The following is a 16,315-nucleotide window of genomic DNA, read 5'->3' as shown; positions in this document are numbered from 1 at the left end:
GGACACCTCATGAAGCCTGGAATCCACCCCGCCTACGGCCCCGTCGTCTTCCGCGACAAGGCCGCCGACTTCGTCTTCCTCACCCGCTCCACCGCCACCAGCGACAAGACGGTCGAGTGGGAGGACGGCAACACCTACCCCGTCATCGACGTCGAGATCTCCTCGCAAAGCCACCCCTTCTACACCGGCACCGCCCGCGTCCTGGACACCGCCGGCCGCGTCGAGCGCTTCCAGCGCCGCTACGGGAGCAAGGCGTGACCCTCCCCGTCGTCATCGTCGGCGGGCTGCACTCCGACGCCCGCAAGGAGGTCGTGAACCGGCTGCTCGCCTCTGTCCCCGGAAGCGTGGCCCTCCACCACGACCTCGCCACGGTGCCCGCGGGCACCGTGCTGCGCGTGGTGCGCGACGCTTCCGGCGAGCTGTCCCGGGGCGAGGCCCCGCTCTTCAACGACTGTGCCTGCTGTGCACTGCGCGAGGACCTCGTACCCGAGCTGGAACGGCTGGCCGACAGCGGCATGATCCGGCTGGCCGTCGTCGAGCTCTGGGACTCGGTCGAGCCCAAGGCGATGGCCGAGGTTGTCGTGGAACACGGTGGAGACGTGCTCGATCTCACCGGTGTCATCACCGCGGTCGATCCCGCGCTCGTACTGCCGTACCTCGTCAACGGTGACGACCTGGCCGAAGTAGGGCTCGCGGCGGCGGCCTCGGACCGGCGCACCGTCGGGGACACCTGGGCCCGGCAGCTCGAGTACGCGCCCGTACTCGCCCTCGTCGACAGCGAAGAAGCCGACGACGAGGACCACGCCCTCCTCGCCCAGCTCCATCCGACCGCCCGCCGGGTGGCGGCCGGATCCGGGGAGCTCGCCCAACTGGCCTTCGCGGGCTTCGACGTGGAAGCGGCGGCCGCTGCCCAACACCCGGCCTGTGCCCTGCTCCCCCAGGACGCGGACGAGGCGGGAGTCACCACCTTCGTGTGGCGCCGCCACCGCCCCTTCCACCCCGAACGACTCTACGAGGCCCTCGAAGACCTCTGCTGCGTCGCCGCGCGCAGTCGCGGCCGGTTCTGGCTCGCCGACCGGCCCGACACCCTGCTGGCCTGGGACGCCGCGGGCGGCGCCCTGTGCGTGGAGAACGCCGGTCCCTGGCTGGCCTCCCTGCCGGACGCCGCCTGGGAGATGGTCCCGCCGTTGCGCAGGGCGGCAGCCTCGCTCGACTGGCATCCCGAGCACGGCGACTGCTGCCAGCACCTCGTCTTCACCTCACCCGGCCTCGACCGGCACGGACTGGCACAGCTCCTGGAGTCCTGCCTGTTGACCGACGCCGAGTACGCGGCGGGACGCGAGGCCTGGAAGACCCTCCCGGCGACTTTCGACTCCCTCCTCGACCCGGTCTCCTGACCTCCGGGATCGAGCATCTCCATCGTCCACGACTCAAAAGGAACCCTGATGGCCCGTCGTCAGACCGCTCACAAGCCCGTGAAGCCCCGCCCCAACCCGCTGGACGCGGCGAAGATCACGTACATCGACTACAAGGACACCGCCCTGCTGCGGAAGTTCATCTCCGACCGCGGCAAGATCCGCAGCCGCCGGGTCACCCGCGTCACGGCGCAGCAGCAGCGCCTACTCGCCCCGGCGATCAAGAACGCCCGGGAGATGGCGCTGCTCCCCTACGGCAGCAGCCGATAGCGATTCGAGACCGCCGTCCGGCGACTCCTCGTCGACGCCCCCGGGAGCCGCTGGACGGCGGTGGCCAACGCCGGTGGCGCTCCCATCGCCGCCAGGTTCCCGATCCCGCCGGTGAGCACCCGCGACGTCGCCCCGGCGCAGGACGAACTCGCCGAAGCGCTCACCCCCGGACGTGACGCGTGTCTCCGAACCCGCCCTCCACATCGGGCACGCGGCAGATCTCACGACTCGCTCAGCCCGGCCACCGTCTCGGCCTGGTCCCAGACCGTCAGGAACGACATCCTCAAACAGGCCGCGAGCGCTGGGTGTTCGATGAACAGCGCGGTGGTGGCGCGGGTTTCGGCCATCGGATCGGGCATGTCGCACAGGACCATCGAGGCATCGGCGACGATCAGCTTCAGGGGCAGCTCCGGGATGAACCGGGCCTCCTCCCCCGCCGCGCCGAACCGGTTCACGTTCTCCAGGACCTCCGCGTCACCGAGGGCCTCGTGGGTGTAGACGGCGCGCGCCCTGCCCCCGGCCCGGCGCAGGCGGCGGACGGCCTCGATCCCCTCGTCGTTGGCTGCGGGAGCGACAAAGGGGGGCTTGCAGAAGCTGAGCAGTTCCTGCGACGCCTGCTCCTGGATGCTCGCGAAGCGCTCGGCGATCGCCTTGGGATCGCGCAGCACCTCGATGTAGTCGAGCGGGTCGGTGTGCGTCTGCCCGGCGGCCCAGAGCGGTGTCAAGGCCGCGGCGAGCGCGACCGAGGCCCGGTCCATCCGCTCCATCGACTCCCTCTGCAGGGCCATCAGCCGGGCGAGGGCCAGTTCCGGTGCCACGGCGGAGAAGGTGGCCACCCGTCCGGGGCGCAGGACGGCTAGGTTCCGGCGCACCAGCGCGTCGAGTACGTCGTACACCCGCTGACGGGGGACGTCCGCTGCGCGCGCCGCCTGCGCCGCGGTGTACGAGTCGCGCCTCACCAGCGCGAGGTAGACCCGCGCCTCGTAGCGTGAAAGGCCAAGCCCTACAAGGTTGTTGACCGCGCTGTCGTCCAACTCCATGGCAGCACACGGTATACCCGTAGATGACTGACCGAAAGCAATCCTTTGCCCTCGCCGGGTATTCCCTTGGGCCTGCCGTCACTAGGTTCTGCGGTGGCCACCACTCGACGTGGTGGCAGTCCATCAGATCAATGAACCTGTGCCACTCGCCACCCGCGGTGTTCCTCATGATCAGATATGACATGGACCTGTCATTTCATGGGACCTCATCCCACGCCGCGGTGATCCGACCCCCCATGGAGGGCAGTTCATTGCAGTCGAAATCCATCAGCCGCGTCAGAAGTCTGGTCGCGGTCGCGGCTCTGATATCCGGCGGCTTACTCGCGGCCGCCGCGCCGTCGACGGCCTCGGCCACGACCACGCCCGCGACGCCCGCCGCGTCCGGCGTGCACACCCAGCGGCTCTGTTCGGAGCCCGCGAAGGCCGGCTTCATGGCCTGTCACGCGCTGGCCCGCACCGACCTCAAGCAGCAGCTCAGCCTCTCCCCGAACATCCTGCCGTCCGGCTACGGCCCCACCGACCTCCAAGGCGCGTACGCCCTTCCGGCCTCGGCCGGCGCCGGGGCGACGGTCGCCATCATCGACGCCTACGACGACCCGAACGCCGAGTCCGACCTGGCGACCTACCGCTCCCAGTACGGCCTCCCGGCCTGCACCACCGCCAACGGCTGCTTCAAGAAGGTCGACCAGAACGGCGGCACCAACTACCCGACCGCAGACTCCGGCTGGGCGGGCGAAATCTCCCTCGACGTGGACATGGTCAGCGCCGTCTGCCCGCAGTGCCACATCCTGCTCGTCGAGGCGAACCAGCCCTCCATGGCCGACCTGGGCACAGCCGTCAACCGCGCGGTGACCATGGGGGCCAAGTACGTCTCCAACAGCTACGGCGGCGGCGAGGACTCCACCGACCCGAGCTCCGACGCCTCGTACTTCAACCATCCCGGCGTCGCGATCACCGTCAGCTCCGGGGACAGCGGCTACGGGGTCGAGTACCCGGCGGCCTCCCAGTACGTCACCTCCGTGGGCGGCACCTCGCTGAGCCGCGCCGGAGGCACCACGCGTGGCTGGTCCGAATCCGTCTGGGGCACCAGCTCCGGCGGCAACGGCGCTGGCTCCGGCTGCTCGGGCTTCACCACCAAGCCGTCCTGGCAGAGCGACAGCGGCTGCGCCAAGCGCACCGTCGCCGACGTCTCGGCGGTCGCCGACCCGGCCACCGGCCTCGCCGTCTACGACAGCTACCAGGCCAGCGGCTGGAACGTCTACGGCGGCACCAGCGCCTCCGCGCCGATCATCGCCTCCGTCTACGCCCTCGCCGGCACCCCGGCCGCGGGCAGCTACCCGTCCTCGTACCCGTACGCCCACGCCTCCTCGCTCAACGACGTGACCAGCGGCGCCAACGGCTCCTGTGGCAGCAGCTACCTGTGCACCGCCAAGTCCGGCTACGACGGCCCGACCGGCCTCGGGACCCCCAACGGCGCCGCCGCCTTCACCGGCGGCTCCACCGGCGGGAACACCGTGACGGTGACCAACCCCGGCAGCCGGAGCACCACCGCCAACACCGCCGCCTCCCTCCAGATCCAGGCCGCGGACTCGGCGAGCGGCCAGACCCTCGCCTACAGCGCCACCGAACTCCCGCCGGGCCTGTCGATCAACGCCTCGACCGGCCTGATCAGCGGCAGCCCGACCACCGCGGGCAGCTACAACGTCACGGTCACGGCCAAGGACACCACCAACGCGGCCGGCAGTACCTCCTTCACCTGGACCGTCACCCCGACCGGCAGCACCTGTGGCGCCACCCAGCTGCTCGGAAACGCGGGCTTCGAAACCGGCAGCGCCAGTCCCTGGACCGCCACCACCGGCGTGATCGACAACGGCAGCGGCGAGGCCGCCCACTCCGGCTCCTGGAAGGCCTGGCTCAACGGCTACGGCTCCACGCACACCGACTCGCTCTCCCAGTCGGTGACGATCCCCAACGGCTGCCACGCCACCCTCAGCTACTACCTGCACATCGACACCGCGGAGACGACCGCCACCACCGCCTACGACAAGCTGACGGTCCAGGCCAACTCCACCACCCTGGCCTCGTACTCCAACCTCAACAAGAACACCGGCTACGTCCAGAAGACCTTCGACCTGTCCTCCTTCGCGGGGCAGACTGTGACGGTCAAGTTCACCGGCACCGAGGACTCCAGCCTGCAGACCTCGTTCGTCATCGACGACACCGCGGTCGGCACCAGCTGACACAGACATGAAGGGGACGGGCCCGGACCGCTGTCATCGATCCGGGCCCGTCCGGCCATGAGGCCATCAACGGACCACCACGGTGACTTGCCAGGCCACCATCGCGAGGCACCGCACCCCGCCGGGCGGAGCCGGCGACGAACACGCCGGCACTGCGGATGCCAGAACGGCCGTATCGGCCGACGCACCCCGGAATACACGGTCCGAGACTTCGGTCAGCGCCGTTCCGGACACGCTCACCGGAGCAGCAGGCGTCGCCGGCAGCGACACCCGGACACTGCCGGGCCGGTCCAGGCAGATCCGACGGCCGTTGTCCGCCTCGGTGACGGTCACGTCGCTACCGTGCGCACAGTCAGCACTGGCAGACCCCGCGGCATTGCCTGTTGCCCGTGGCCCGGGAGACGTTGCGCCCGAGCCGCAACCGGCCACGATCAGCAGCATCGCGAGAACCATTCCTGCCCGTACACGCATCCCATGACCTCCCTACACCGAAGCAATGGTCAGCGATGGGACGCAGTCCGTACGATCCGGGTTCCCTTGACGTGAGTCCGCAGAACGGGGGCCCGCCGCCTTCGAGAGGGATGGGCAGTTCGGGGTCCCGGATCGATCGCCGTCATCCGCCTGTGGCGGCCTCAAGGCCGCGGCCACGGCACATCTGCCGGGCTGGGGCGACAAGCTCACCCCGCACCTCCTGCGGCACTTCTGCGCGTCCGAGCTCTACCTCGGCGGACGCGCACTGATCGCGATCCAGGAAGTCCTCGGACATTCCCGGATCGCCACGACCATGCGATACGTCCACGTCCAGCAGACCCGGGTCGAGGACGCCCGGGTGGCCGGGCAGCAGCGGGCCCCGAAGCGGCTGGAAGGACTTCTGCGATGAAGTGGAACCTGCGGCTGACCGCCGCGAACAAGGGGATCTGGAAAGCCTCCGAGCTCCAACGGAGCCTGGCCGAGCACGGCCTGGTCATCTCGGCCGGGAAGATGTCCAGCCTGTGGTCCGGCCAGCCGGTCTCCCTCTAGCTGGAGGACCTGGACGTCATCTGCGTCGTCCTCGGCTGCGAGATCAGTGACCTCCTCATCCCTCCAGCCAGGACGGCGTGGGCAGCAAGGGCCGCACCACCACCCATTCCGCGTCCGTCATGTCCGACGGATACCGGCGCTGTCGGCCGGGATGATCGGCAGTGTTGTCGTAACACGTGCGCGGGACAATCGCATGACCGGACGGACGAGTTGAAGTCGACAGGCGCAACCGCGTACACATGTGACAACAGGGCCTCCTGGTACTGCTCGGTCAGATTCGCATCCCCGAGCTACCGAGAGGCCCTGCCCTCATGCGCGTACTGCCGGAAGATCACCCCATCAGGAACCTGTTCGACCCGCACGTTCCATGACCGGTTGCGATACGGCTACTCAACCGCTACTCACCCGCGGTGTCGCACACGGTGAGCTGTTTGACGTCGACTACACATTGGTGACCAGGAAATCGCCGGACAAGGTGACGCTAGTGGCGCCCTGAGCACAGGAGCCGAAGCCCAGGCTCGCGGTGCTGGTGAAGAGCGCCGGCGTCCCGCCGTCGTGGAAGCGGCCTCCGGTACTGACACCGCTGATCTGGACGGCGGAAAGACCGGGGGCGACCTGGACGGCTGCCACGGAAGTCCAGTTGAAGGTCGTGGTGGCGGGGCCAGCGCCGCCGCTCCAGGTGACCGTGAGCGTGCCAGCCATGCCAGCAGTGACGAAACTGTCGGCTACCGGGACGCACAAGGCCGCCAGCGCGGTACCGGTGGCCGTGACCTGCGCATCGGTGATCCCGCCGCCGGAACATCCACCGAACTGCACCGGGCCGGTCGTGCTGAAGCCGACGTCCGCGGGGAGCAGAGCGGGCACCGCACGGCTCAACCCCAGCGTGCCCGAGCCGTCCGTGCACGACACCGCCGTCGCCGCATGGGCCGCAGGCGCACCCGTCACCAGCACGGCGGGCACGACCGCGAGCGCCGCAAGGGCAGACACGACACGGCCACGGACACGGCCCACGCCCGGACGCGCGACCTCCGGTGAACCCAGCAAGGTACTCCCCCTCTTGGTACTCCATCAGAAAAAGACCAATGCACTGATCGACTTCAGAATGTAGCCAGGACGTGGCAGAAAGCAAGATCACCGGGCGGATCAAGCCACATCCCGCCACCCACCAACGCGCGTCCGGGCAACCGTCTGGGCGCCGAGCGTCAGCCAATGACATGGCCTGAAAGGGCACTTCACAGCGTGGGAGAAGCCAGGCCTGTCATGATCTTGGAAGCAGACCGACAGGAGCCTCGGGCCGTCCTGAACGCGGCACACCACAGGCTGTTGCCATGTCATTCCCAGTCCGGGGCAGACACCCCGGACCCTTTGGCCCGAAGGAGAACCCCCCGATCAGGGGCATTGCGTGAAGTGTTGGTGGCGCCGTCCTGGCGGTGGACGCCCATGGCGAGGTTCCGCAGGGAGGCCATGGTGCGGGGCAGGTGGCCGGTGCGGACCATAGCCCCGGGCCCAGGCGGGGAAGTCCACCAGCATCGACCGCCAGGAGATCTCGCCCGCGACGAGGTAGCGGACCGCGTCCAGCATCTGACGGTGGCAGTAGCCCTCAGGCTGCCCGCCCCGGCCCTCCAGCCAGGCCGGGACCGGCAGGAGAGGACGGACCGCCGCCCACTCCTCGTCCGACATGTCCGAGGGGTAGTACGGCTTCCGGTCGGGACGATCGGCCGCGTTGCTGTACACGTGCGCGAGGCAATGGCCGCCGGGCAGATCGCCTCCATCAAACTCCTGCCGAAGCTGGGAGCCCGAGCCGTCCTCACCACAGGGTTCGTCCTCGCGGCAGTCGCCGCGGCCTGACTCGCCCGCATCGCGACCACCACCTCGTACGGCACCGGCGTCCTCCTCCCGCTCCTCGTGGCCGGCCTGGGTCTGGGATGTGTGCTGCCCCCTGCCATGAGCATGGGAACCTACGGTGTCGCCCGGCAGGACGCAGGATCAGCATCGGCATCGGCATCGGCATCGGCATCGGCATCGGCATCGGCATCGGCCACCATCAACACGATGCAGCAGGTGGGTGGCTCCATCGGCACAGCACTGCTCAACACGATGGCTGCGAGTGCTGCCGCCGCATTCCTTGCGGGGCGCGACCCGGGCGACGCGCTCGGCGCCTTGCCGCGGTGCGGGGGCAGCACTCGTACTGCCCCCGCACCGCGGCAAGACCACCACCGGGGAGCCCCTCCCCTAGCACTCGCCCGACCACCACCGAGCTCGGCGGGGCCGGCCCGCCGGCACCCTAGCCGGCCGCCCGTTCGGCGGCGCGCACCTGCGCGGAGAACTCCTTCGCGGTCAGCCGCTCCAGGGTTCCGCCATGCCGCCGGGCGAGGTCGTCGGCGGGCTCCGGCTCGGACTCGTACAGGTCGACGATGAGCAGCGCGGCCCCGTCCTCGACCCGGCTACTCAGCATGATCATGCCCGCGCCGTCCTCCTGCGCCCACCGGTCCTCCGCAGCGTTGCCCAACGCCACCCCGGCTGCCGCGCCCAGGAAGACACCGATGGGACCGCCCAGCAGCCCGAGGAGCCCCCCGGCCAGACCCGCGCCCGCGGTCGGGACGCCCGCGCCGGAGACATGACTATCCGGTACGTCGAGCAGCCCATCGGCCGACCGCTCCAGGACAGCGGCCTGCCGCAGCCCCGGCAGGCCGACGGCGTCCCCGTACGCCGCCCGGCCGGTCGGGGCGCTCGCGAACGTGATCAGCAGCACGTGGTGGTGGCTGTCCGCCATGTCGAATGCCTTCCTTCCGGTTCTGTGCGTTGTGCAGGCGCGCGCCTACCCGGCCCCCGCGAGCACACACACCTCACAACAGTGGACGGGCCTTCCCCCAAGAAGGTGGGCACGCGGTTATTGATCACGCGGCGAGGGTGAGTCTAGCGGCGTGGTGTCGGCGTTCGTATTCGTCGGGACTGAGGTGGCCGTTGGCGGAGTGCCGGCGGCGGGTGTTGTAGCGGGTCAGCCAGGCGAAGACGGTTCGGCGGCAGGTGTCGGCATCGCCGTAGTCGGGGTCTCCTTGGAGGGTCTCGCGTTTCAGGGAGGCGTGGAAGCTTTCGCAGGCCGCGTTGTCGGCGCTGGTGCCGACCGCGCCCATGGAACGGGTCACCCCGAGCCCGTCGCAGAGGCTGGCGTAGGCCCGGGAACCGTACTGGGCGCCGTGGTCCGAGTGGAACACGGCGCCGTCCAGGCTGCCGCGGGTCGAGCCGGCCATCCGCAGTGCGTCGGCGACCAGGCCGGTGCGCATGTGGTCGGCGATGGACCAGCCCACGACCTTGCGGCTGAAGCAGTCCAGCACGGTCGCGAGGTAGAGGAACTTCCCTCCCGCGAGCGGGAGATAGGTGATGTCGCCCATGTATTTCCGCCCGGGCTCAGGGGCGGTGAAGTCTCGCTGGAACAGGTCTGCGACCGGTGTGGTCGACGGGTCGGGGACGGTGGTGCGGACGCGTCTGCGCAGCCGGATGCCGGTGACGGAGTGCGTCCTCATGACCCGGGCGACCCGCTTCTCGTTGACCACATGCCCCTTCTCGCGGAGCTCGGCGGTCACGCGTGGTGAGCCGTAAGCGCCACCGGACTCGCTGTGGACCTTGCGGATCTCCCCGGCCAGGACCTGGTCATCGCGGTGCCGGGCGGCCCGGGCCTGGGCGCCGGCGAGCCATTTGTAGTAGCTGGACCGGTTGACGTCCAGGACCTGGCAGAGCCGCTTCACCTCATAGGTGGCCCGGTGGTCGTCAACGAACTGGAAGCGGCTGGTCACCAGTTCGTCTCTCCGGCGAAATACTTGGCCGCCTTGCGGAGTATGTCCCGCTCGGTGGCGAGCTTGCGCTCACTGGCCTCGAGCTCGGCCACCCTGGCCTCCAGCCGCCGGACCCGCTCGTCCGGATCACTGGGCGACACCGCCGCCCCGTGGCCGGCGGCCTGCATCACAGCAGCGGCGGTGCCGCCACGGCGTTCGCGGTCCCGCAGTACCCACTCCCGCAGGGTCGCCCGGTTGACGCCCAGGTCAGCGGCAATGCCCTTGTACGTCGCACCGGGCGTGGACTCGTACAGGGCCACTGCATCTGCCTTGAACTCGTCCGAATAGTCCTTCAGAGCCATCGGTGGTCTTCTCGCTTCCTCCGGATCAATCAAGATCCAGTATCAGCGTGTCCACCACTCAGGGGGAGGCCCCATCACCAGCTTCATCCGGATACAGCTGCGTTATGACCGGCGCAGAGAAGCATGGAGCCAGACTCTCTCCTTCGCACCTCCGGAGACGTCCCTGCCTCAGGAGATGGTGCCCGTCCTTCGCTTCATCAGTCGTGCCGTCCCTGGCCAGTCGATGGAGCTGACGGTTCACGGCCCAACCGTCACTCAACTGACCGCCCCCATCACCCAATCCGCGGTGCCCGACAGCTGGAACTCAGACGAAGCCGAGACCTGGGCTGACGCCTTCGACTACCTGGCCACCCTCCAGCGGATGACCGGCCAGTTCTTCGCTACTCCGCCGGGCTACACCCTGAAGGACGCACACGACGCCCGAAACGCAGTCTCCTTGCTGCGCGGAGAGAAGGTCGACATGCCCAACACGGTCGTCGCCGTCGGTGTCGATCGCATCGAATCCCTTGAACAGGTATCCAAGGGGAAACTTGCCTTCGCCGCGAAGTACCAGGCCATGGTCATTACCTTCGGGGAGCATCAGATCGACCTGGGGCCCGGCATCGAGCTGATGACCATCGACAAGGTCCTCAACATGCGCGAGGCCCGGCAGTCGCTTGCGGATGAGGGCCACGCGACCATACGGCTCAAGCTCGACCGGACGCAACCCGCCCAGCGCTACCTGGGCACCGACCTACCCAGTCCCGGCACGCAGCCCTGACAGCGCCCAGCAGGGAAATAGGCTCGAGCTGGTTTCCCGCATAGCTCGCAAGCAGACGCATCGGCAGGACTGCGCCCTCCTACGCCCGCTAGGCTGCCTCGGCGAGTGCCTCGAACGACAAGGGGAGGGTCAACTCCGATTCGAGGGTGAACACCGAGTCCATGACTGTACGCAGACGTTGCGGCGCGTCCGGCATCACGTGAGCGTAGGTCTGGTACGTGATCTTGGGATCTCGGTGCCCGAGCCATTCGGCCATGTCGGTCACCGGCACGCCCTTGGACAGTCCGGCCGAGGCGAAGAAGTGCCTGAGCCAGTGAGGAGTGATCTTCCTGACGATCCCGGCAGCAGTCTTGGCCGTCCGCCAGAGCCGGTCCACGAGCGAGTACATGAGGATGTTGGTGCCGCCCACGTTCGAGAACAGGTAGTCACCTTCGATCCGGTTCAGGCCGGTCTCGACCCGGTAGGTCCCGTACTGCTCGACGTGCTGCCTGATCTTCGCCACGATGGTTGTCGGGATCGGAACGGCGCGCCCTTCATCCTGGTCACGCCACTTCAAGTGGCGGATGCAGTGCGCTCGCCCCCTCCCCTTCGTGGCAGCCTTCTGCCGGCGGGTCTTGGGCTTCTCGTTCTCGCCGTCCTGGGTAACCTGCCGGTCGACATAGAGGACTCCGGCCTCGAAATCGATCTGCTGAAGGCACACCGCGCTGGCCTCGCCGATACGCAACCCGCATCCAGCCATCAGCCACACCAGGAGCTGGTACGGCCCGGGCAAGTGGGCGGCTATAGCCGCGATCTCTTCCAGTGTGGGCAGGTGGATTGTCTTCTTGATCCTCCGCTTGGCCCTCCTGCGGCCGGCCTGGACATGCCGACAGGGATTCTTGACGATGTAGTCGTTGGCGACGGCGAAGCTGAACACTCCACTGAGGGTCTCGTACCGGTTTACGGCTGTACTCGGTTCGTAGCCGCGCTCCTCAACCATCCACCGGAGCCAGGTAGTGAGGTCCTTGGGCTTGACCGCCCCGATGGGCTTGTTCCGGAAGTAAGGCCTGACGTGCAGACGAAGACTTGTCTCGTACTGATAGCGCGTTCCGTTGACGCGCTCACCAGAGGCAATAAACTCCCGGTATACCTCTACGAGCGGCGTCATGAATCCGAGCGGCTCTATGTAGGTTCCAAGGTCCTTTTCGCGTTCAATCTTCGCCGCAAATGCGTCCGCCGTTCCCTTCTTCTCGAAGGTCTCCTCACGTTGGCGTCCACTGCGGCCACCAGGCTCTCTATAGCGGACAGTCCAAGGGTGACCACACCTCACCCCTTCACACGGGTAGTTCTTGCTGCGCGCTTCTTCTTTGCATTTCTGAAAAACCGTTGCCAAACTAGCGCCCCCAACTTCCCTCTAGCCACGCCGTCCAATAAATCAGTTCTCAGCCATACATTCGGTCGAGGTAGTCCACAACATCGCGCTCACGAAACCGCAACAGGCGCCCCACTTTTTGCGGCCGGAGCCCCCACGCCCGATGCTTGTTCTTCACCGTCACCTCACTAACCTTCAACCAATCAGCGACTTCAGCCGACGTGAGCAAAACGTAGCTTCCTCCGCGCGCCAACACCCTCTCCTCTCCAAGAAAATTCTCCTCGCACTCACGAAGGCGCGAAGCTTGAGGCCTACACAAACGCCTCACCGGATACAGTCGGTGCGACGGAACTAATCTTGCAGAGGATTCGAGATTTCCGAATTCCTGGGTCGGCTGCTATACGCTCACCGAACGACCTCGACGTTCCACCTCCACGCAGCCTGATTGGTTCAGTTGGCAAGCTCGCAACCACTCCACATGGCCCCGACCACTGCTGCACTACCCCCTAAAGACCACCGTTCTTGACCACCACCTTTTGGGCAGGTCAGTACGTTGACATGGATCGCGGCAGGGTCTCCACGCATGTCGCGTGATTCGTCGTCTGCCACCAGCGAACTGAGAATGTTCGGCTTGGTTCCGGCACAAGGAACGCCAACGGACGGCGGCCACCATGGTGGTCTTCACCCACGTCCGGGCCATCAGCCGGCAGAGGTGTACCTGACCCCATTCGCTTCATCGCCCGCCCCTCGACGGCAGACCGCGTCCCACCTGCCCGGCGAAGGCCGGTGCCAGGACGGCTTCTCCTTCATGGACGTCGGGCTACAGACATGGAGCCGCCAGCCTCGATATCCAAAGGGCTGGTCGCCGATCCGGTTGGACGGCCAAGTGCACGGCGCTACTGGGCGCCAGCCAGCGAACACCCCGCACCCTCAGCACGTTGCAGCTGGGCAGATGGATCATCCACCCGATCCACCAGTCGGCCGTCGAGTCGCGGTCTGTATCCGCAGGGCCGACTCCGTGCGCGGGGGTGGTCCATAGCGCCGCCTGGGCCCTGATCGGGCCCATCAAGAGCACCGCCGTCGCTGACCGGACGGCCAAGTCCTCCGGCGCTCATCAGCCGTCGACCGGCAGGGCGGGCGCCCACATGCTCAGGAGAACGCTCCTCCTGCCCTCCCGGCTCGAGACCGGCTATCCGACACCCTCGAAACCAGAAAATCCGCGGGCTGTTCGTACTGGGCGTGGGCCCCGTCGCGAGGAGCGACACGGGGGTGGTTCTGGCCCACGGCAAGTTTCAGGCGTTGCGATCAGCCGCCGCTGCCCAGTAGGTCGGGTCCAGCATTTCGCCCGGCCAGGCCGGCTGAGTGACAGGTCCTCGCGGCCCCATCTGCTCGAAGTACGGCGCGATGTCGTAGATGGGCGTGCCGTGGACGGCGTCGAGGTCCGTGACGTGGAGGTCGTAGCCAACGACCTTGATCAGACGCGGAAAGCTCAGCGCGAGCTGATTGGGGCGGCGGTGGTTTCGGTGTACGAACGTACCTGTGGCAGGCCAGCGGCTGTCACCGCGCGGGCTCCGTGCGTGGAGCTGGACATCGCCCGGCGATGCGTGGTGGAAGTGCCACAGGACGGTCAGGTGAGAGAACTCCTCAATGCCCTGCAGGGTCTCAATGGGGAACTGCCCATCAACGCGGATGACGGACTCGACGCCTCCTTGGAAGTCATCTGCGACAGTCCTATGGCCGCCAATCACCGTGGCGATCTGCTGGATGCGAAGCGTCTCAGACATGTGGCGTCGTCCCTCCTGGTCCCCGCCCCGACATCTCCTAGCGACCGATGGGGGCGGGCGATGTGCTGGCGGCGTCAGCCTACGGTGCGCAGGACTTCACGGGCACGGGAGTCCACCTCGGCGGCTGTCCGGCCACCTCGCGCGAGCACCGGGGAGAGCGTTCGGCGCATCTGGACGACGGTGTCGTAGACGCGGCCGGACTGGACTCCGGCGGAGACGACGTCCAGGGCCCGGTTCCAGGTGGCACAGGCGGCATCGACATGACCCTGTTGCGCCTGGACGGCACCGAGGTAGCCCAAGGTGACGGCATGTGTTCGGGAGTAGGGCAGGGCGCGGGTGCGAACGCTGTGCCGGAACTGCGCCTCGGCGGCGGGGAGGTCGCCCATGTCGCGCAGTGCTGCGGCGGTTTCGTGTGCGAGCGCGGCTTCACCGAAGAAGGTGACGCGGGCCGGGGCGTCGGCTCCGTCGGCCTGGGTGAGATCGCCCTCGGCCTGCTGGAGTGCGACTCGGGCATCTTTCCGCCTCCCGGCGAGCGCAAGGGCACGGGCGTGTACGACTCCGAGGAGCGCCCGCTCGCGGGGGGCTGCCTGGGCGTAGCGGCGTTGCCCGAGCGAGCCTTCGGCGAGTTCGAGGGCACGGGCAGGATGGTGAAGGTCCACGGCTTGGTGGGCGGCCGCTCGCAGGATGTGGCCTGCGAGCGGTCCGTTGTCCGCTTCGGCTGCCAGACGCAGGGCGATGCCGAAGTGGCGTTGGGCGATGGCATGGTCTCCGGAGTCGAAGCTCATCCAGCCGGCCAGGTACACCAGCTCAGCGGCGGCCGACATGAGCTCGGTGCGCAGCTTCTCGGTGGAAATTCGCGCGGAGACGAAAGCGGCAACGTCATTGGTGAGGTAGGAAGTCAGCGCGCCGCGGCCGGCGCGGCCGCCTAGGCGCTGGTCCTGGCGGGAGAAGTACTCCATTGCGTCCCGCAGTGCCTCGACGTGGGCGGGGGTCACCGTGAGCCGGGACAGTGCGGGGCGGCTTCGTGCCTCCTCGAGGGTCTTGCCCCACCAGGTCTCGGGCGGGACTGCGGCTCCGGCAGCCGAGTAGGCCGAATCCGCGAGTACCTGTCGGCGGGTCATGTCCATGCCTTGTCCCCCGTGATGTGCCAGATCGGCCAGTGCGATCATTGTCGCCACATCCCAGCCTGGCCCGCCCAGTTGATCGGGATCCGGCATGTGACCAAGGCCGATCTGCGCAGGTGTGACCGCACGCCCGAGCCGTCGCGACAGCGTCTCGCACAAGATAGATGCCGTCTTGATGTCCGGGCGTGATCCGAGCACCCACTGCGAGATGTGAGTACGCGCGACACGCAGGAGTTCCGCGTGGCCGGCTTCCGCCGCTGCTCGGCGGAAGTGAGCGGCGGTCTGCTCCTGCGACCAGCCTGCCTCGCGAATGACCTCGGCCAAGGCGTTGTTGCGGGTACGCGGCACGGTCCGCTCCCATCCCAGAAAACGATCTTTAGCAGCGTTAGCAGCCTCGCTGACGGCTCAGGGATACCCGCCGCCCCGACGGCGCGGTTTCCTCATCAGGAAGCTAGCCCTCATCGCCCGGCTCATGAAGGCAAATCCAGCGCAATGGCCCGAACGGGCTCCCCGACATCCACTAGGAGGGACTTGTGACAGTGCCGCTCTGGCCGCCAACGAATCGTGACAGTGCTGCCTTGATTCGTGCCTACGAAGATCTGCTCTCCTGGCCGCTGATCGTCGGGACTGACATTGTCTCGGCCAACCGTGCGATCCAGTTTGTGATCGAAAGGCAGGGGTGCACGCTCCACACCACGTGCTCCGCGTTCGATGCAGTCGTCATGCCGGACGCGCTGGGCTCGGACGTGCTGGTGCTCGCCGACCGTCGTGACGTGGACCTCGCACCTATTCCTGCTCTGAGGTATGGAACCGGAGAAAGGGTGCTGCTCGTCGAACCTGGAACCGCCCAGCCCCTCACAGGGGTAGCAGGTGTTCGTGTTGAGTCCGGCCCTGGCGGTCGTATCGCCCTGCCGCCAGCGGGCGGTGCCCGCTGGGACACCTGGCCCTGGACACCAGCAGAGCCGACGCCCGTCCCGCTGGCCAACGGTGCCTGCCTCCTGCCCATCCTGCGGACTGCTTTGGCCAGCGCACCTGCTGGCTAGCCCTCTGTCCGATCTCCGCCAGGGCCCGTTCCATCTTCGTCGTCCCATCGAGGTGTCGTCATTTCCGTCTCCCGTGCCGTGCAACTGAGACCGCCTGAGAATTTCCTCGCCTCCATCGAGGGCGTGTCGCGCA

At 67.8% G+C, this 16,315-nt stretch carries 18 protein-coding genes and 1 pseudogene; 8 read left to right on the top strand and 11 right to left on the bottom strand.

Features of this window, described 5'->3' with window-relative positions:
- Positions 1-9: 9 nt before the first annotated feature.
- Genes OG904_RS30330 through rpsR form a run of 3 tightly spaced genes read left to right on the top strand, consistent with a single transcriptional unit; the run spans position 10 to position 1,685 of the window.
- Positions 10-258 carry a type B 50S ribosomal protein L31 gene (locus OG904_RS30330; RefSeq protein ID WP_405496397.1) on the top strand — a complete coding sequence of 83 codons (249 nt, stop codon included), beginning with the start codon at positions 10-12 and terminating at the stop codon, positions 256-258.
- On the top strand, positions 255-1,397 hold the full coding sequence (locus OG904_RS30325) for a CobW family GTP-binding protein (RefSeq protein ID WP_405496395.1): 1,143 nt from the start codon (positions 255-257) through the stop codon (positions 1,395-1,397). Before OG904_RS30330 ends, OG904_RS30325 begins: the two co-directional genes overlap by 4 nt.
- Positions 1,398-1,445: 48 nt before the next feature.
- On the top strand, positions 1,446-1,685 hold the full coding sequence (gene rpsR, locus OG904_RS30320; RefSeq protein ID WP_405496393.1) for a 30S ribosomal protein S18: 240 nt from the start codon (positions 1,446-1,448) through the stop codon (positions 1,683-1,685).
- Positions 1,686-1,906: 221 nt separating this feature from the next.
- Here rpsR and OG904_RS30315 read toward each other — a convergent pair whose 3' ends face one another.
- Entirely contained in the window at positions 1,907-2,725 is an 819-nt protein-coding gene (locus OG904_RS30315) for a TrmB family transcriptional regulator (RefSeq protein WP_405496391.1), read from the bottom strand.
- A gap of 196 nt (positions 2,726-2,921) precedes the next feature.
- A complete protein-coding gene (locus OG904_RS30310) occupies positions 2,922-3,158 on the bottom strand; it encodes a hypothetical protein (protein WP_405496389.1) in 237 nt (78 codons plus the stop codon).
- Between OG904_RS30310 and OG904_RS30305 the strand changes: the two genes are divergently transcribed.
- Positions 3,157-4,965, top strand: coding sequence for a putative Ig domain-containing protein (locus OG904_RS30305; RefSeq protein WP_405496387.1), 1,809 nt, complete (start codon positions 3,157-3,159; stop codon positions 4,963-4,965). The two genes, OG904_RS30310 and OG904_RS30305, sit on opposite strands and share 2 nt — an antisense overlap.
- Positions 4,966-5,031: 66 nt before the next feature.
- Here the strand turns inward: OG904_RS30305 and OG904_RS30300 are convergent, their stop codons facing one another.
- Positions 5,032-5,298 (bottom strand): hypothetical protein, encoded by a 267-nt coding sequence (locus OG904_RS30300; RefSeq protein WP_405496385.1) that lies wholly within the window; start codon positions 5,296-5,298, stop codon positions 5,032-5,034.
- Between the two features lie 322 nt (positions 5,299-5,620).
- Here OG904_RS30300 and OG904_RS30295 point away from each other — a divergent pair, with 322 nt between their 5' ends.
- Both OG904_RS30295 and OG904_RS30290 read left to right on the top strand, forming a co-directional pair.
- Positions 5,621-5,845: a tyrosine-type recombinase/integrase gene (locus OG904_RS30295; RefSeq protein ID WP_405498359.1), complete on the top strand. Its 225-nt coding sequence runs from the start codon at positions 5,621-5,623 to the stop codon at positions 5,843-5,845.
- Positions 5,842-6,048, top strand: a pseudogene (locus tag OG904_RS30290) (helix-turn-helix domain-containing protein); the annotation flags it as partial. The gene OG904_RS30295 and the pseudogene OG904_RS30290, both read left to right, overlap by 4 nt.
- A gap of 378 nt (positions 6,049-6,426) precedes the next feature.
- On the opposite strand, the gene OG904_RS30285 reads toward OG904_RS30290, so the two are convergent.
- The 4 genes from OG904_RS30285 to OG904_RS30270 all read right to left on the bottom strand — a co-directional run bounded on the left by OG904_RS30285 (position 6,427) and on the right by OG904_RS30270 (position 10,120).
- Entirely contained in the window at positions 6,427-6,972 is a 546-nt protein-coding gene (locus tag OG904_RS30285) for a hypothetical protein (RefSeq protein ID WP_405496383.1), read from the bottom strand.
- A gap of 402 nt (positions 6,973-7,374) precedes the next feature.
- Entirely contained in the window at positions 7,375-7,665 is a 291-nt protein-coding gene (locus tag OG904_RS30280; RefSeq protein WP_405498357.1) for a transposase, read from the bottom strand.
- A gap of 604 nt (positions 7,666-8,269) precedes the next feature.
- On the bottom strand, positions 8,270-8,758 hold the full coding sequence (locus OG904_RS30275; RefSeq protein ID WP_405496381.1) for a histidine kinase: 489 nt from the start codon (positions 8,756-8,758) through the stop codon (positions 8,270-8,272).
- A gap of 124 nt (positions 8,759-8,882) precedes the next feature.
- A protein-coding gene (locus tag OG904_RS30270; RefSeq protein WP_405496379.1) for an IS3 family transposase occupies positions 8,883-10,120 on the bottom strand; the annotation gives its coding sequence in 2 pieces (ribosomal slippage) (positions 8,883-9,790 and positions 9,790-10,120; 1,239 coding nt in all).
- Positions 10,121-10,343: 223 nt separating this feature from the next.
- Here OG904_RS30270 and OG904_RS30265 point away from each other — a divergent pair.
- Positions 10,344-10,880 carry a hypothetical protein gene (locus OG904_RS30265; RefSeq protein ID WP_405496377.1) on the top strand — a complete coding sequence of 179 codons (537 nt, stop codon included), beginning with the start codon at positions 10,344-10,346 and terminating at the stop codon, positions 10,878-10,880.
- An 88-nt stretch (positions 10,881-10,968) separates the two neighbouring features.
- Here OG904_RS30265 and OG904_RS30260 read toward each other — a convergent pair whose 3' ends face one another.
- The 4 genes from OG904_RS30260 to OG904_RS30245 all read right to left on the bottom strand — a co-directional run bounded on the left by OG904_RS30260 (position 10,969) and on the right by OG904_RS30245 (position 15,487).
- The gene (locus OG904_RS30260) at positions 10,969-12,252 is read right to left on the bottom strand and encodes a tyrosine-type recombinase/integrase (RefSeq protein WP_405496375.1); all 1,284 of its coding nucleotides are present in this window, start codon (positions 12,250-12,252) and stop codon (positions 10,969-10,971) included.
- A 49-nt stretch (positions 12,253-12,301) separates the two neighbouring features.
- Positions 12,302-12,487 carry a helix-turn-helix domain-containing protein gene (locus OG904_RS30255; protein WP_405496373.1) on the bottom strand — a complete coding sequence of 62 codons (186 nt, stop codon included), beginning with the start codon at positions 12,485-12,487 and terminating at the stop codon, positions 12,302-12,304.
- A gap of 1,036 nt (positions 12,488-13,523) precedes the next feature.
- Positions 13,524-14,015, bottom strand: coding sequence for an SAM-dependent methyltransferase (locus OG904_RS30250; RefSeq protein WP_405496371.1), 492 nt, complete (start codon positions 14,013-14,015; stop codon positions 13,524-13,526).
- A 74-nt stretch (positions 14,016-14,089) separates the two neighbouring features.
- On the bottom strand, positions 14,090-15,487 hold the full coding sequence (locus OG904_RS30245) for a Tat pathway signal protein (protein WP_405496369.1): 1,398 nt from the start codon (positions 15,485-15,487) through the stop codon (positions 14,090-14,092).
- A 185-nt stretch (positions 15,488-15,672) separates the two neighbouring features.
- Here OG904_RS30245 and OG904_RS30240 point away from each other — a divergent pair, with 185 nt between their 5' ends.
- Positions 15,673-16,182, top strand: coding sequence for a hypothetical protein (locus OG904_RS30240; RefSeq protein ID WP_405496367.1), 510 nt, complete (start codon positions 15,673-15,675; stop codon positions 16,180-16,182).
- The last annotated feature ends 133 nt before the right edge of the window (positions 16,183-16,315 follow it).

This window comes from Streptomyces sp. NBC_00096 (assembly GCF_045041305.1).
Classification (GTDB): Bacteria; Actinomycetota; Actinomycetes; order Streptomycetales; family Streptomycetaceae; genus Streptomyces.
This window is presented reverse-complemented; position numbering and strand designations above follow the sequence as displayed.

Excerpts from the sequence above, each read along its gene's own strand:
- OG904_RS30330 (WP_405496397.1), top strand. The coding sequence starts at position 10 with ATGAAGCCTGGAATCCACCCCGCCTACGGCCCCGTCGTCTTCCGCGAC.
- rpsR (WP_405496393.1), top strand. The coding sequence starts at position 1,446 with ATGGCCCGTCGTCAGACCGCTCACAAGCCCGTGAAGCCCCGCCCCAAC.
- OG904_RS30315 (WP_405496391.1), bottom strand. The coding sequence starts at position 2,725 with ATGGAGTTGGACGACAGCGCGGTCAACAACCTTGTAGGGCTTGGCCTT.
- OG904_RS30305 (WP_405496387.1), top strand. The coding sequence starts at position 3,157 with ATGGCCTGTCACGCGCTGGCCCGCACCGACCTCAAGCAGCAGCTCAGC.
- OG904_RS30310 (WP_405496389.1), bottom strand. The coding sequence starts at position 3,158 with ATGAAGCCGGCCTTCGCGGGCTCCGAACAGAGCCGCTGGGTGTGCACG.
- OG904_RS30280 (WP_405498357.1), bottom strand. The coding sequence starts at position 7,665 with ATGTCGGACGAGGAGTGGGCGGCGGTCCGTCCTCTCCTGCCGGTCCCG.
- OG904_RS30275 (WP_405496381.1), bottom strand. The coding sequence starts at position 8,758 with ATGGCGGACAGCCACCACCACGTGCTGCTGATCACGTTCGCGAGCGCC.
- OG904_RS30265 (WP_405496377.1), top strand. The coding sequence starts at position 10,344 with ATGGAGCTGACGGTTCACGGCCCAACCGTCACTCAACTGACCGCCCCC.
- OG904_RS30250 (WP_405496371.1), bottom strand. The coding sequence starts at position 14,015 with ATGTCTGAGACGCTTCGCATCCAGCAGATCGCCACGGTGATTGGCGGC.